We start from the raw sequence: 12445 nt of genomic DNA on the forward strand, positions 1-12445 counted from the left end.
CACAAGCCACTCAGTGAAAGACCACCGCCAAGGCCTTGAACTGATTGGCTTGCTCGGGCCCCGTGACACTGATCAGGCTCTGGTTGGTGGACTCGATCAGGAAACCGGCCTTTTGCAGGTCGGCCAGCAGGGCTTGTGGTGTCTGATGCGCCAGCGGCGCAATGTCGCTGATCGGTGCATTCAGCACGGCCATGGTGGCGCGCCGCCCGGGGTTGCCGCCCTTGCCATCTTTCTCTTCCTGGATGAAGAACGAAGCCGCCAGGATCAGCAGGAACACGGCCACGATGCCCAACGCTGCGGGCTTGGTGAAGTAGCGCTTGAACGAGCTGATGTTGGCCAGGGCATGTGCGCCCACGCCAGCGACCATGGCCCAGCCCAGCCATTCATGCGCTTCCTTGTTGAGGCCGATGTCGGCGTGGAAGAACATCAGGATGCCGGTGGTGGCCATCAGGACGAACGCGCCCATGGTGAGGGGCGTGGCCCATTCGCGAGAGATCTGCATGGCAGTCGTTCCAGTTGGAAACGGAACCTTGTTTGTTGACAGGTCATCAGTGTGCGGCGGCATTGTTGCCCGTTTGTTGAGCCTGGCTAAAGTTCATCGAGATTGTGTTGGTGCGTACGTTTTTTGACGCGATGGTTGGGTGCGGTTGGTTCATTGACGTATGGGTCAGGCACGGCAGGTGGGGCTGGCCGCAAACAAGCTGGAAAACGCCAACAAGCTAGGCCTGCGCGCCTGGGTTAGGCTCGGTGGCCAGAGGCCATAGACGATCACATCAACGATCAGGAATCCCATGACATCCCTTGCAGGCAAGACACTGTTCATCACCGGCGCCAGCCGCGGCATCGGCAAGGCCATCGCCTTGCGTGCTGCGCGCGATGGCGCCAACATCGTGGTCGCCGCCAAGACCGCCGAGCCGGATCCGCGCCTGCCGGGTACGATCCATTCCGCTGCCGAGGAGATCGTGGCGGCCGGCGGCAAGGCTTTGCCCCTGGTGCTTGACGTGCGCGATGAGGACCAGGTACGCGAGGTGGTGGCCAAGGCCGCCGCGCACTTTGGTGGCATCGACATCCTGGTCAACAACGCCAGCGCCATCAACCTCACGAAGACGCCCGAGACCGCAGCCAAGCGCTATGACCTGATGATGGACATCAACGTGCGCGGCACCTTCATGTGTTCACAGGCCTGCCTGCCGCACCTGGAAAAAGCGGCCAACCCGCACATCCTGGTGCTGTCGCCACCCATCAGCCTGCAGGCCAAGTGGTTCGAGTCGCACGCGGCGTACACGGTGTCCAAGTTCAGCATGAGCATGGTGGCTTTCGGTCTGGCCGCCGAGCTGCGTGCCAAGGGCATTGCCGTCAATTCACTGTGGCCACGCACGCTGATCGCCACGTCGGCTTTGAACGTCGCCGGCTCTCAATTGGGCACCCTGGGCCGCACGCCCGAGATCATGGCGGATGCCGCCTACCTCATCCTCACCCGCGCCAGCCGCGAGGCCACTGGCCAGTTCTACCTGGATGAGCAGGTCTTGCGTGATGCTGGCGTGACCGACTTCGAGCGTTATCTGGTGACGCCGGGCAGCACGCCCATGATCGACCTGTACGTCGAGCCCTGAGCGCGAGCGCGCGTCGAGCCCTAGACCCGCACCACGGTGACCGAGCATTCCGCCTCGGCCACCACCTGCGCACTCACGCTGCCCAGGTAGCGCCGCAGCGCCGAGTTGCCGCGCGCGCCCATCACGATGTGGTCCACCTGGTTCTTGTTGGCGAACTCGACCAGCGCGTGGGCCGTGTCCGTGGCCTCCAGCACATGGAAGGTCAGGCGGTGCTCGTCCAGCTGCAGTTGTTGTTGCAGCGGGCGCGCCCAATGCTTGATGGTCACCAGCTGCTGCACATGCAGGCTGTTGCCTTCTTCGTCCATGAGCTTGTCCATGCCCACGCGGTTGATCTTCATGACGCTGACGCAGGCCAGGCGCGCACCCGGCTCGATCTGCATGATGCGCCGCACGGTGGCCAGCAGCTTCTTGTCCAGCTCGGGTGTGCTGGCCTTGGTCGCGATGGCCACCATGATGATGGGGCTGTGCTCGACATGCTGGGTGGCGTTGGCCTGTGCTTCGGGCTCGGCGCCCATGGCCTTGAACCAGCGCTTGATGTTGCTCAGGCTGCCTCTGGGTGCCGTGTGCTCGGCTCGTTTGGTCAAGGGGATCTGTTCCGGGTGTTGCAGATCCAGCGCGAGCTGGGCGCCGGTCTGGTAGCGCTTGGCCGGGTCCACCTCCAGGCAGCGCATGATCACTTCCTGCAGCCAAGGGGGGGTGTCAGGGCGGTGCGCGCGCGGCGGCACGGCGTCTGTGTACAAGCGCTTGCGCAGGCCGGACACGCTGGTGGGGTTGCCAAAAGGGCGCTCGCCGGTGGTGAGGTGGTAGAGCATCACGCCGAGCGCAAACAGGTCGCTGCGCGGGTCGTTGCGGATGAACTGCACCTGCTCGGGCGACATGTACGGCCCCGTGCCCATGGGCAGCGAAAACTCTTCTTCCAGCAGGTCGGGCAGCTGTGCGTGGCTGGACAAACCAAAGTCCACCAGCACCGCCTCACCCGTGTGGCGGAACATGATGTTGCTGGGCTTGACGTCCAGGTGCACCAGGTGCTGCTTGTGCAGTTCGTGCAAGGCGAAGGCCACGCGCTGGCCGATATCGGCTACCTCGTCAAAAGGCAAGGGCGCCTTGTCCAGCCTGGGGCGCAGGGATTCACCCTGGATGCGTTCCATCACGATGTAGGGTTGCTGGATGAAGTCGCCCTTGGTCACGAAGCGCGGCACATGGGGCCCGCTGAGCATGGGCATCACCATCTGCTCGACCTCGAAACCCACGATGGTGGCCGGATCCTCGCCGCCCTTGATGCGGGGGATCTTCATGATCAGGGGCACATCCTGATCCCCTTGCAACGCCTCCACATCCCACAAGGTGGCCATGCCGCCCAAGTGCAGCTTGTCCTTCAGCTTGAATTGATCGATCACCTCGCCGGCTTGCAGTTTTCCAGGTGGCGTCATCGGCTGGTCCTTTGTCTGCTGATCTTGATTGGCCGTGATCTGGTGGTGATCTGACCGGAAAGCGCTAACGCCCGTCGCGCAGGCGTTGCGCCAGGAACATCGGCAAGCCCGCTTCGAGGATGCGTTGCGCGGCCCGTTCATGGTCATAAGGCACGCGGTGGAAAGTCAGCTGCTTGCTGCTGGTGTCGAACACGGCATAGCAGGCGGCAGGGTTGCCATCACGCGGCTGCCCGACCGAGCCTGGTATGGCCAGCCAGCGCCGCATGGGTGACAGGATGATGGGCGTGCCGTCCACCGGTGAGAACTCGCCTGACTTGCCCGTTGCAGACAGGTGGTACAGGCAGGGCTGGTGCATGTGCCCGCAAAACACGAAGGGGTGCGCGCTGACCTGCATGCTGCGCACGGCTTCCATGCGGCCGTCCAGATAGGCCCATTTCGATGGCGCATGCAGGTTGGCATGCGCGAAATGGCAGTCGTCCAGTTCGGCCACCAGCGGCAGCGATTCGATGAAGGCCACGTGGGCGGCGCTCAGTTGCTGCCGTGTCCAGGTCAGGGACTCCTGAACGTGCTCGCCCATGTTGTGCGAACCTTCGTGGCGGATGGCATCGTCGTGGTTGCCTTTGAGCGCAATGGCGCCTTCCTGAACCCTTTGCTGCACGAAGTCCAGCACCCAGACGGGGTCGGCCCCGTAGTCCACGTAGTCACCCAGCAACACGGTACGCTCACAGCCTTGTTGCCGGGCGTGTTCCCAGATGGCTTCCGTGGCTTGTCGATTGGCGTGCAGGTCTGAGAGGATCGCGAGTTTCATGGGAACGGACTTCAGCTTGAACTCAGTTTAGACCCTTCGTCCCTCGGGATGCCATGCGGGGTATCGGGGCTTGCGCAATCTGGCATTTTCCGTGGATTTATTGAAAATGCCCGGCTGGGCAAATCAGCCGGCGGTTTGATACCATAGGCCGATACGGTCGCCCATCATCGTCGGGCTTGCCGACTCAAGAGACACGATGAGAACAGCAGAACAAGAAGCCGTGCTGCGGTCGGTGCGCAAGCTCGTCGCTTTCTGGCAAATCACTGCGGACGAACTAGCTGGTATTCCTGAACCTGTGAGGGTCCAGGAGCCTGTGCGCGTGCCGGTGTTGAAATATCGGCACCCTCGCACCGGTGAAACCTGGGATGGCGAAGGTGCCCAGCCAACCTGGTTGCGCGAGGCTCTGACCCGTCAGGGTTACACCGTTGAAGAATTGCGCCTGCCTCAAAGCGAGAGCGCTTCCGAGGCCTGATCAGGCCAGCACACCCAATTCACGGTTCTCGCCTGCGGTGTCGGTGGTTTCGCCGGTGCTTTCCGGAGGCGGCGGCATATGCGCCACCACCCGCCCACGGCCACTGCGTTTCGCCTGGTACAAGGCGGCATCGGCCTGTTGAACCAAGGCCTGGGCCTGGTCGTCGGAGCCCGGCTGCCAGGTGGCGACCCCGATGCTGCAGCTCAACATCGCGGCGTGTTCGTCCTGGGTGACATAAGTCTGCATGATCTGATCGAGCATCAGCTGGGCCATCTGCATGGCGCCTTCGTGGCCCGTGTTGGGCATCAGCACAACAAACTCTTCGCCACCGTAGCGGGCCACCAGATCGGTCGGGCGGCGCAGCTTGCTGCTCAAGCCCTGCGCAGCGGCTTGCAGGCACAGGTCACCAAAGGGGTGGCCGTGGCTGTCGTTGATGTGCTTGAAGTAGTCCAGATCGACCATGGCCACTGACAGCGGCTCGTGGCGCCGGCGTGCGTCGCGCCAGGCCACCGTCAGGCTCTCCTGGAATTTGAGGCGGTTGGGCACACGGGTGAGCGCGTCGGTGCGGCTGAGGGTCTCCAATTCCCGGGCGCGCTGTTCGAGCTGGGCCTGAGAGCGTTGCCGTGCCCAGTATTCCCGCCCCACCATCCTGGCAATGCCCAAGGAGTAGGCAAAGAAGATGGCGCTGAGACCGGCAATGGCCAGGTCTGCCGCCCCGCCCCGAGGCAGCACGGCCAGCACACTCGGGCCCAAGGTACAAAGCGGGTAGAGCAGGGGCAGCACCGAATCAATGGCCACGATCACGGTGCCGCCAGCCGTGATGCCGACGGTGCTCATCAACATGAGCCAGCGCAGCGTGGGGGCATCTGGCGCGACCAGGATGATGGCGCACAGCGTGCCCCAGTAGGCGTTGTAGAGCAGCGAGAAGGCCCGAAACAGCCTTTGTGCGCGGAGGAAGTCCCGCTCCATGGCGCGTTTGAGGCCGCTGTTGTAGATCAACCTGATGGCGCTGGCCAGGAAGAGGGCCACGCCATGGCCAATGGCAAAGCGGGTGTGGAGGCTGGCGTAGTTGTCAACCTGCATCAGCACCACCCAGACCGCGGGGTAGAGCAGCAGGCCGTTGCGCATGCGGTGGACGGCATCCAGCACGCATTGCTTCTGGTAGGACAGCGGCACATGCGTGCGCGCCACCAGCGCTTCGACGTCGTCGGATGTATGGGGAGCTTTGGGAACCATGTTGGCGTAGCCTTGAAAAGCGTCAGGCCACATCCGAAGAGCCTTGACGGTCACATGGTTTTCGGACAAGGCCGCGCCAACTTGATGGTCCCCCCGACAGGAATCGAACCTGTATTTGCCGCTTAGGAGGCGGCCGTTCTATCCATTGAACTACGGGGAGATCAAGGCAGGCGGCATTATGCCTTGAGCATGCCCTTGGTTTCGATGAAGGCGATGACGTCCTGCAGGCCCTGTTGCGTTTTGAGGTTGGTCATCACGAAGGGGCGGGTGGGGCGCATGCGTTTGGTGTCGGCTTCCATGATGTCCAGGTTGGCGCCCACATAAGGAGCCAGGTCCGTCTTGTTGATGACGAACAGGTCGCTCTTGGTGATGCCGGGGCCGCCCTTGCGCGGGATCTTTTCACCCGCGGCCACGTCGATCACGTAGATGGTCAGGTCGCTGAGTTCGGGGCTGAAGGTGGCCGCCAGGTTGTCGCCGCCGGATTCGATGAACACGATGTCCGCATTGGGGAACTTGGCCAGCATGCGGTCCACGGCCTCCAGGTTGATGGAGGCGTCTTCGCGGATGGCGGTGTGGGGGCAGCCGCCGGTTTCCACGCCCATGATGCGTTCGGGGTCGAGTGCACCGGCCACCGTCAGCAGGCGCTGGTCTTCCTTGGTGTAGATGTCGTTGGTGACCACGATGAGGTCATAGGTGTTGCGCATGGACTTGCACAGCATCTCGACCAGGGTCGTCTTGCCGGAGCCCACGGGGCCACCGACACCCACGCGCAGCGGTGGGAGTTTCTTGGTTCGGCCGGGGATGTTGTGGAGGTTGCTCATGATCGGAACAGGCGTGAGTACTGGGTTTCGTGCTGGGCGCTGAGGATGGCCAGCATGGGGGTGAAGGCCTGGCGCTGCGTGTCGGGCAGCGCCAGGGCGTGGTCGATGGCGGCCGGGATCTGGTCGATCAGGGCTTGCAGGATGCGTTGGCCCGCGCTTTGACCCAAGGGGACGGCCTTGATGGCGGCCTGCACAATGTTCTCGGCCCAGCCGAAGCTGAAGCTCAGCAGGGCTTCGCGTGCCGTTGAAGCACTCGCCTGAGCCGCGCCTTTGCGCGCGCGATCGGGCAGGCATTGCGCCACCGCCAGTGCGAAGGCCACGGGCCAGGTGGGGGCGGGCGGCAGGGCTGCACATTGCGCAAGACGTTGGTCGGCCTCCGCCTGCGATGCGTCGCCGCTGCGGTTGCGCAGCCACTCCACCAGCGAGCGGCCCATCTGCTCCGTCTGCAGGCGCAGCTCGCTGGTCTCACGGGTCTGCACCACCCAGTCGTTCAACTCGGTCACGCGGGCGATGTCATGGCGCAGCCAGGCCAGCAAAGCCTTGGCCACCACGGCCAGATCGGCGCGCGCGAGGCTCAGGTGCAACTGGTCCTGCAGCCACAGGGCGGCTTGCGCCTCGGTGGTGACCTGGCCGGACTCCACGGCAGCCTCAAGACCTTCGGAATAACTGAAGCCGCCCACGGGCAGGGCCGGAGAGGCCAGCCACATCAGCTGCAGACGGGCGGCGGCGTTCAAGGCCTCGGAACGGGCAACAACACGCGGCATGGATGGTGTCAGTGCTTGTGGCCATGACCATGATCATCGTGATCATGGTTGCACCCTGGGCCATGTACGTGGGGCGTGGTGGCGGCCTTGATGGCAATGCCGACTGGCTTGCCGCGCGGTGCTGCGGGCGTGGTCGACGGGGCCGCGGCATCATGCGGGCCGTGCTCGTGACCGTGATGGCCATGATCATGGCTGCACCCGGGGCCATGGACGTGTCCGGGTTCGCCGTGCGCCGGGTTGCTGTGGGCATGGGCATGCCCGTGGTCGTGATCGTGTGCATGGCCGTGGCCATGACCACCGGCCGCATAGGCGCCGCCTTCAGGCTCGAAGGCCGCCTGTGTTGCCTTGACGGTGAGGTGCATGGCGCGCAGCATGTCGGCCAGCACGTGATCGGGTTCGATCTTCAGGTGGTCCGGTTGCAGCTCGATCTGGACGTGGCGGTTGCCCAGGTGGTAGGCGGCACGGACGAGATCAAAGGCGCTGCCATGGTCGGCGCAAGGCGTGATGACCAATACGGCTTGCGCAGCCGCCTGCACGCGGATCATGGCGCCATCTTCGGCCACCAGCACATCGCCGCCGCGGACCACCGTGCCGCGTGGCAGGAACACACCCAATGCGCGCCCCTGGCTGTCCGTGGCATCAAAGCGGCTTCTTTGCCGAACGTCCCAATCCAGCTCGACGGTGGCAGCGCGCTTGAGCAGGACAGGGGCCAGGCCTTGGCCTTGGGGGAGCAGTTTGTTGACGGTGAGCATGGGTCCGCGTGGCGAGTTGAACTTGACAGCGCGGATTGTCGCGCCGATCAGGGCCTTGTGATGCGCCGGCTCCATTCGTGGCTGGGTTGTTCGATGCACCGGTAGAACAGATCGGCGATGAGCAGCGACAGCAAAGAGCCCGCCAGCATCTCCAGCAAGACCTGTTCCCCTGCCGAATGCAGATGCAAGGGATGTACCAGCAGCAGCCAGACGATCTGCAGCATGGGGGCATGGACCAGGTACAGCGAGAAGCTGCGCTCACCGGCAAACCGCAGGAAGCGCCGGGGCCACAGCTTGCTGACCAGGGCAAACAGGCCAATCTGCCTGCCATAGAGCAGCACGAGCAGCGTGATCAGGCCGACGAAGAAGCTGGTGATGGGGTCGGCCACATGCCCGTGGTAGCGCATGCACTCGACGCCCCACCACAAGCCCATCATCAGCACGATCAAGCCGACGGCCAGCTTGTCGAGCAAAGAGACTTCCCGGGCGATGTGGCCTGGCTGGGGGGTACCCAGGCGGGCCGCACTGATGCCCATCGAAAACAGGGCCCAGTAGTAGGGCGATGAGCCAAAGACGGAGGGGTTGCCGACATGCGTGGTGAAGCTCAGGCGCCAGAACAGGTAGCCCACGGCGGTGACGAGGGCCAGCGATTTCCAGGGGCCCAGCCTGTTCTGAAACCACAGCAGCACGGGAAACAGGAAATACAGCTGGTACTCGACCCCGATGGACCAGTAGGGATGGTTGAGCGTGATGGCATATTGCGGCCACCAGTTGTGGATCAACAGCAAATGGGTGATGACGCTGCCTTCCGTCACGGGCAGGCTGTAGTCCCAATGGGTGCCGGTGGGGGTGCCTAGCCAGAAATGCAATAAGAGCACGCTCATTGCGCATCCCGCAAAATAAGGGATGAGCAGCCGAACGGATCGGCGCAATATGAAATCCTGGAAGTTGGCAATGCGTGTTGCGCCACGCAAACCCAGCGTCAGGCAGTAACCAGAAAGTACAAAGAAAATATCGACGCGAAACTGCCCATGCCCGAAAGCCACGTGCAGAACGGACCATAAATCATCGAGGGCGCCGCTGGCGTCGATATTCAATGCCGCATGATGAAGCAAGACATACATCGCGAGGAAACCTCGGACGTCTACAACCCAGTTCAGCCGCTGGGATAACGCTTTGGTGTTAAACCCTGCAACCGAGCCTGCAGATACTGCTGGTACTGCCATGCCTGAAAAATATATTAAATTGCCGAAAAAGGCCCGCCTATTTTAAAGCGGGCCTATTGTTTTCGGCCATCAGGCACGACAAGTGAAACGATTTAAAACAAAAAATACCGCTGAGCCAAGGGTAGTGAGGTAGCCGGCTCGCATGTGAGCAGTTGCCCATCGGCGCGCACCTGGTAAGTTTGCGCGTCAATTTCCATCACCGGCATGTAAGCGTTGTGAACCATGTCGGCCTTTTTGACTGAGCGGCACCCCTTGACGCCAACCACCTGCTTTTTCAAGCCGTATTGCGCAGGCAGGCCGGCGGCGATGGCAGCCTGGCTCATGAAGGTCAGCGAACTGCGCGACAAGGCCCCGCCGAAGGCACCGAACATCGGGCGGTAGTGCACAGGCTGCGGGGTGGGGATGGACGCGTTCGGGTCACCCATGGCCGCCGCCGCGATGAAGCCGCCCTTGAGGATGAGGCTGGGTTTGACGCCAAAGAAGCCAGGTTTCCACAAGACCAGATCGGCCCATTTGCCTTCCTCGATGCTGCCCACTTCATGGGCCACGCCATGCGCCAGCGCAGGGTTGATGGTGTACTTGGCGACGTAGCGTTTGACGCGGTGGTTGTCGTGGCGCTCCGTGTCGCCGGGCAGCTTGCCACGCTGGGCCTTCATCTTGTGGGCGGTCTGCCAGGTGCGCATGATGACTTCGCCCACGCGGCCCATGGCCTGCGAGTCGGAGCTGAACATGCTGATGGCGCCCAGGTCGTGCAGGATGTCCTCGGCGGCGATGGTTTCGCGGCGGATGCGGCTTTCGGCGAAGGCCAGGTCCTCGGCGATGGCGGCGTCCAGGTGGTGGCACACCATGAGCATGTCCAGGTGCTCGTCGATGGTGTTGACCGTGAAGGGCCGCGTCGGGTTGGTGGAAGACGGCAGCACATTGGGCTCGCCCACCACCTTCATGATGTCGGGCGCGTGGCCGCCACCCGCGCCTTCGGTGTGGAAGCTGTGGATGGTGCGGCCCTTGAACGCGGCCACGGTGTCTTCCACGAAACCGGATTCGTTGAGCGTGTCCGAGTGAATGGCGACCTGGATGTCGGCCTCTTCGGCCACGCTCAGGCAGGTGTCGATGGCCGCTGGCGTGGTGCCCCAGTCCTCGTGCAGCTTCAAGCCGATCACGCCGGCATCAACCTGCTGGCGCAGCGCCTGGGGTTGGCTGGCGTTGCCCTTGCCCAGAAAGCCCAGGTTCATCGGGAAGGCCTCGGCGGCCTTGAGCATCATGGCGATGTTGTCGGGGCCCGGTGTGCAGGTGGTGGCAAAGGTACCGGTGGCGGGGCCCGTGCCACCGCCGATCATGGTGGTCACGCCGCTGTTGAGCGCTTCTTCGATCTGCTGCGGGCAGATGAAGTGGATGTGGGTGTCGATGCCGCCTGCCGTGACGATCATGCCTTCGGCCGCGATGATCTCGGTGCCGGGGCCGATGACGATGTTCACACCGGGTTGCACGTCGGGGTTGCCGGCTTTGCCGATCTTCACGATGCGGCCTGCCTTGATGCCGATGTCGGCCTTGACGATGCCCCAGTGGTCCAGGATCAGGGCGTTGGTCAGCACGCAGTCGAAGGCTTCCATGGCGCCGGGCCCGTTGGGCACCTGGCTTTGGCCCATGCCATCTCGGATGGTCTTGCCGCCGCCGAACTTGACTTCTTCACCATAACCGCCGGCACGCAGCGTCAGGTCCTGTTCAACCTCGATGACCAGATTGGTGTCGGCCAGACGCAGCCTGTCGCCCACGGTGGGGCCGAACATCTCGGCATAAGCGCGTCGCTGGATGCTTGCCATCTTGCGGATCCTTCTTTTGCTTCTTGTGAGGTGGCTTGCTCAGAGCTTGCCTTGGGTCAGGCCGCGAAAGCCATAGACCACGCGATCGCCGGCGTAATCCACCAGCTCGACCGTGCGTTGTTGACCGGGCTCGAAACGCACGGCCGTGCCTGAAGCGATGTTCAGGCGCATGCCGCGGGCTGCGTTGCGGTCAAAGCGCAAGGCGCCATTGGTTTCGCCAAAGTGGTAGTGCGAGCCGACCTGGATGGGGCGGTCGCCGGTGTTCTCCACCACCAGCGTGATGGCGCGCCGGCCGGGGTTGAGGGGCAGATCTGGGCCGTCTGTGATGAGTTCGCCGGGGATCATGGAGGGCTTTCTTTGGTGGGTGCGAGGCCAGGGGCTCAGAACGAAGCCGCGATGGCCGGTGTCAGCATGCTCAGCCCCAGCAGGGCCACACCTGCACCCGCCCAGCTGGCCAGCTGGCGCTGTTGGTGGTGTCGGGCAGAACGCAGGCGCAAGCCCAAGGCGATGCCCAGTGCATGGAGGCCGACGGTGCTGATCAGCATGCCCGTCAGCGCGGCAGCGGCGTGGCCACCCAGTTCGCTGCCATGCGCCAGGCCATGGAACACGGCGAACACCGCGACCAGCAAGGCGCCCAGACCGGCGCGCACATGCAGACGGGTCGCCAGCAACAGGCCCAGCACCAGCAGGGATGCGGCCACCATGGGCTCGACGCCGGGGAGGCTCAGCCCGGCCATGCCGGCCATGGCCCCGAGCAGCAGCGCCGAGGCAAAGGCGGCCGGCGCAGCCAGCAAGGTGCGCACGCGGCTGGTGTCGTCACCCTCGTTGGACTGCCCCAAGGCGCTCCAGGCGCCCACGCTGACCATGGCTGCCAGGTGATCCAGGCCGGTAAGTGGATGGGCGGCACCCGAGATGAGGCTCGACAGGATGCTGCCGTCGTGCAGGTGTGGCGCGCCATCGGCGCCGACGTGCGCCATCACCAGCGGGGAGGCAAGTGCGGCGGTGGCGCCGATCGTGGCCATGATGGTGCGGCGAATCTGAGTGCTTTGCATGGTCATGGTTCCAATATGGTGTGGGTGAGTAAGACTGGGGCTCGTTGCGCGCTTATTTGGTGCATGAGGCTACAAAGTCTGAATAAGCAGCTCGTTTATGCAATAGGTTGGTGCACGGTCACCAATTTGGTGCCGTCGGGGAAGGTGGCTTCAACCTGGATGTCGGGGATCATGTCGGCCACGCCTTCCATGACCTGCTCACGCGTGAGCACGGTCTTGCCTTCGCTCATCAGCGAGGCGACGCTCTTGCCGTCACGGGCGCCTTCCATGATGAAGGCCGTGATCAGGGCCACGGCCTCTGGGTAGTTGAGCTTCAGGCCTCGGGCCATGCGGCGCTCGGCCAGCAAGGCAGCGGTGAAGATCAGCAGCTTGTCTTTTTCGCGAGGGGTGAGTTCCATCGGGTCTCTCGGGGTGAAGGCTTCGGCATCGAAATTGCGATGTCAGGCACAGA

At 63.5% G+C, this 12445-nt stretch carries 14 protein-coding genes and 1 tRNA gene; 2 read left to right on the forward strand and 13 right to left on the reverse strand.

Going from position 1 to position 12445, the window contains the following annotated elements:
- Nucleotides 1-10 precede the first annotated feature (10 nt).
- Nucleotides 11-502, reverse strand: coding sequence for a DUF4405 domain-containing protein (locus JY96_RS20070; RefSeq protein ID WP_052162794.1), 492 nt, complete (start codon nt 500-502; stop codon nt 11-13).
- 289 nt (nt 503-791) lie between these two features.
- Here JY96_RS20070 and JY96_RS20075 point away from each other — a divergent pair, with 289 nt between their 5' ends.
- Nucleotides 792-1613, forward strand: coding sequence for an NAD(P)-dependent oxidoreductase (locus tag JY96_RS20075; protein ID WP_035040121.1), 822 nt, complete (start codon nt 792-794; stop codon nt 1611-1613).
- Between the two features lie 20 nt (nt 1614-1633).
- Here the strand turns inward: JY96_RS20075 and JY96_RS20080 are convergent, their stop codons facing one another.
- On the reverse strand, nt 1634-3043 hold the full coding sequence (locus JY96_RS20080; RefSeq protein WP_035040124.1) for a bifunctional serine/threonine-protein kinase/universal stress protein: 1410 nt from the start codon (nt 3041-3043) through the stop codon (nt 1634-1636).
- A 64-nt stretch (nt 3044-3107) separates the two neighbouring features.
- Nucleotides 3108-3851, reverse strand: coding sequence for a metallophosphoesterase (locus JY96_RS20085; RefSeq protein ID WP_035040125.1), 744 nt, complete (start codon nt 3849-3851; stop codon nt 3108-3110).
- Between the two features lie 196 nt (nt 3852-4047).
- On the opposite strand from JY96_RS20085, the gene JY96_RS20090 reads away from it, so the two are divergent.
- On the forward strand, nt 4048-4323 hold the full coding sequence (locus JY96_RS20090) for an H-NS histone family protein (protein WP_035040127.1): 276 nt from the start codon (nt 4048-4050) through the stop codon (nt 4321-4323).
- Here JY96_RS20090 and JY96_RS22600 read toward each other — a convergent pair whose 3' ends face one another.
- The 10 genes from JY96_RS22600 to JY96_RS20140 form a co-directional block, all read right to left on the reverse strand.
- Complete coding sequence (locus tag JY96_RS22600; protein WP_161784369.1) at nt 4324-5559, reverse strand: diguanylate cyclase; 1236 nt, start codon at nt 5557-5559, stop codon at nt 4324-4326.
- Between the two features lie 85 nt (nt 5560-5644).
- A tRNA-Arg gene (locus JY96_RS20100) sits at nt 5645-5719 on the reverse strand.
- Nucleotides 5720-5735: 16 nt separating this feature from the next.
- Nucleotides 5736-6380 (reverse strand): urease accessory protein UreG, encoded by a 645-nt coding sequence (gene ureG / locus JY96_RS20105; RefSeq protein WP_035040128.1) that lies wholly within the window; start codon nt 6378-6380, stop codon nt 5736-5738.
- Nucleotides 6377-7144 carry an urease accessory protein UreF gene (locus JY96_RS20110; protein ID WP_035040130.1) on the reverse strand — a complete coding sequence of 256 codons (768 nt, stop codon included), beginning with the start codon at nt 7142-7144 and terminating at the stop codon, nt 6377-6379. The genes ureG and JY96_RS20110 overlap by 4 nt, the downstream gene beginning before the upstream one ends.
- Before the next feature lie 8 nt (nt 7145-7152).
- Nucleotides 7153-7896 carry an urease accessory protein UreE gene (gene ureE, locus JY96_RS20115; RefSeq protein ID WP_035043799.1) on the reverse strand — a complete coding sequence of 248 codons (744 nt, stop codon included), beginning with the start codon at nt 7894-7896 and terminating at the stop codon, nt 7153-7155.
- A gap of 47 nt (nt 7897-7943) precedes the next feature.
- On the reverse strand, nt 7944-9122 hold the full coding sequence (locus JY96_RS20120) for an acyltransferase (protein WP_081961490.1): 1179 nt from the start codon (nt 9120-9122) through the stop codon (nt 7944-7946).
- Nucleotides 9123-9214: 92 nt separating this feature from the next.
- Nucleotides 9215-10942, reverse strand: coding sequence for an urease subunit alpha (ureC, locus tag JY96_RS20125; RefSeq protein ID WP_035040134.1), 1728 nt, complete (start codon nt 10940-10942; stop codon nt 9215-9217).
- 39 nt (nt 10943-10981) lie between these two features.
- Nucleotides 10982-11287, reverse strand: coding sequence for an urease subunit beta (locus JY96_RS20130; protein ID WP_035040142.1), 306 nt, complete (start codon nt 11285-11287; stop codon nt 10982-10984).
- Nucleotides 11288-11322: 35 nt separating this feature from the next.
- Nucleotides 11323-11994, reverse strand: a complete 672-nt coding sequence (locus JY96_RS20135; RefSeq protein ID WP_035043801.1) for a HupE/UreJ family protein — start codon at nt 11992-11994, stop codon at nt 11323-11325.
- Between the two features lie 95 nt (nt 11995-12089).
- Nucleotides 12090-12392 carry an urease subunit gamma gene (locus JY96_RS20140; protein ID WP_035040143.1) on the reverse strand — a complete coding sequence of 101 codons (303 nt, stop codon included), beginning with the start codon at nt 12390-12392 and terminating at the stop codon, nt 12090-12092.
- Nucleotides 12393-12445: the final 53 nt, after the last annotated feature.

The organism is Aquabacterium sp. NJ1, assembly GCF_000768065.1.
Taxonomy (GTDB): Bacteria; Pseudomonadota; Gammaproteobacteria; order Burkholderiales; family Burkholderiaceae_C; genus Aquabacterium.

Bases quoted from the DNA above. Each gene is read 5' to 3' on its own strand.
- JY96_RS20070 (WP_052162794.1), bottom strand. From the start codon at position 502: ATGCAGATCTCTCGCGAATGGGCCACGCCCCTCACCATGGGCGCGTTC.
- JY96_RS20075 (WP_035040121.1), top strand. From the start codon at position 792: ATGACATCCCTTGCAGGCAAGACACTGTTCATCACCGGCGCCAGCCGC.
- JY96_RS20080 (WP_035040124.1), bottom strand. From the start codon at position 3,043: ATGACGCCACCTGGAAAACTGCAAGCCGGCGAGGTGATCGATCAATTC.
- JY96_RS20085 (WP_035040125.1), bottom strand. From the start codon at position 3,851: ATGAAACTCGCGATCCTCTCAGACCTGCACGCCAATCGACAAGCCACG.
- JY96_RS20090 (WP_035040127.1), top strand. From the start codon at position 4,048: ATGAGAACAGCAGAACAAGAAGCCGTGCTGCGGTCGGTGCGCAAGCTC.
- JY96_RS22600 (WP_161784369.1), bottom strand. From the start codon at position 5,559: ATGGTTCCCAAAGCTCCCCATACATCCGACGACGTCGAAGCGCTGGTG.
- ureG (WP_035040128.1), bottom strand. From the start codon at position 6,380: ATGAGCAACCTCCACAACATCCCCGGCCGAACCAAGAAACTCCCACCG.
- JY96_RS20110 (WP_035040130.1), bottom strand. From the start codon at position 7,144: ATGCCGCGTGTTGTTGCCCGTTCCGAGGCCTTGAACGCCGCCGCCCGT.
- ureE (WP_035043799.1), bottom strand. From the start codon at position 7,896: ATGCTCACCGTCAACAAACTGCTCCCCCAAGGCCAAGGCCTGGCCCCT.
- JY96_RS20120 (WP_081961490.1), bottom strand. From the start codon at position 9,122: ATGGCAGTACCAGCAGTATCTGCAGGCTCGGTTGCAGGGTTTAACACC.
- ureC (WP_035040134.1), bottom strand. From the start codon at position 10,942: ATGGCAAGCATCCAGCGACGCGCTTATGCCGAGATGTTCGGCCCCACC.
- JY96_RS20130 (WP_035040142.1), bottom strand. From the start codon at position 11,287: ATGATCCCCGGCGAACTCATCACAGACGGCCCAGATCTGCCCCTCAAC.
- JY96_RS20135 (WP_035043801.1), bottom strand. From the start codon at position 11,994: ATGCAAAGCACTCAGATTCGCCGCACCATCATGGCCACGATCGGCGCC.
- JY96_RS20140 (WP_035040143.1), bottom strand. From the start codon at position 12,392: ATGGAACTCACCCCTCGCGAAAAAGACAAGCTGCTGATCTTCACCGCT.